The sequence below is a fragment of the Massilia sp. UYP34 genome (assembly GCF_056279385.1).
This window is the reverse complement of sequence record NZ_JBWBRF010000061.1, coordinates 1-1,058: the sequence shown is the minus strand read 5'-3', so window position 1 is coordinate 1,058 and position 1,058 is coordinate 1. Positions and strand designations below refer to the sequence as shown.

Sequence of the window (1,058 nt, the reverse complement as noted above, 5' to 3'; positions counted from 1 at the left end):
TAACACAGGTGCTGCATGGCTGTCGTCAGCTCGTGTCGTGAGATGTTGGGTTAAGTCCCGCAACGAGCGCAACCCTTGTCATTAGTTGCTACATTCAGTTGAGCACTCTAATGAGACTGCCGGTGACAAACCGGAGGAAGGTGGGGATGACGTCAAGTCCTCATGGCCCTTATGGGTAGGGCTTCACACGTCATACAATGGTACATACAGAGGGCCGCCAACCCGCGAGGGGGAGCTAATCCCAGAAAGTGTATCGTAGTCCGGATCGCAGTCTGCAACTCGACTGCGTGAAGTTGGAATCGCTAGTAATCGCGGATCAGCATGTCGCGGTGAATACGTTCCCGGGTCTTGTACACACCGCCCGTCACACCATGGGAGCGGGTTTTACCAGAAGTAGGTAGCTTAACCGCAAGGAGGGCGCTTACCACGGTAGGATTCGTGACTGGGGTGAAGTCGTAACAAGGTAGCCGTATCGGAAGGTGCGGCTGGATCACCTCCTTTCTAGAGTAGCACCAGGGGCTAACGCTCCATCATCAAGCGTCCACGCTTATCGACTGTTGAACAAGTAAAGAACAGTTTTATCGGGGCTGTAGCTCAGCTGGTTAGAGCACCGTGTTGATAACGCGGGGGTCGTTGGTTCGAGTCCAACCAGCCCTACCAAGCTTGTCCCCACGAAGGTGGGGATCCAAGTAGCGTTATCCTAATGGGGGATTAGCTCAGCTGGGAGAGCACCTGCTTTGCAAGCAGGGGGTCGTCGGTTCGATCCCGTCATCCTCCACCAAAAGTCCAAACGTAAGACCTGAGTTTTAGGTTTGGTCTTTTCGAGATCACTGTTTTTTCGTTCTTTAACAATCTGGAAGAAGTAAAGTTTTTTAAGCGTGCAAGCGAGTCAGAAATGATGAGTAAGCACACTTAGGGTAGTAGTAATTTGTATCAAGCAAACATAGTTGTACTCTTGATCTATGACGATCTCTGTAACTCATGCAGAGGCCAACGTTATAGGGACAAGTGAATAAGTGCACATGGTGGATGCCTTGGCGATTACAGGCGATGAAGGA

Annotated in this window: 2 tRNA genes and 1 rRNA gene; all 3 read left to right on the top strand. The window is 50.9% G+C overall.

Annotated elements, in window-relative coordinates:
* A 16S ribosomal RNA gene (locus ACZ9AQ_RS24195) occupies positions 1-501 on the top strand; the annotation flags it as partial.
* Between the two features lie 82 nt (positions 502-583).
* Positions 584-660, top strand: a tRNA-Ile gene (locus ACZ9AQ_RS24190).
* Positions 661-705: 45 nt separating this feature from the next.
* Positions 706-781, top strand: a tRNA-Ala gene (locus tag ACZ9AQ_RS24185).
* The last annotated feature ends 277 nt before the right edge of the window (positions 782-1,058 follow it).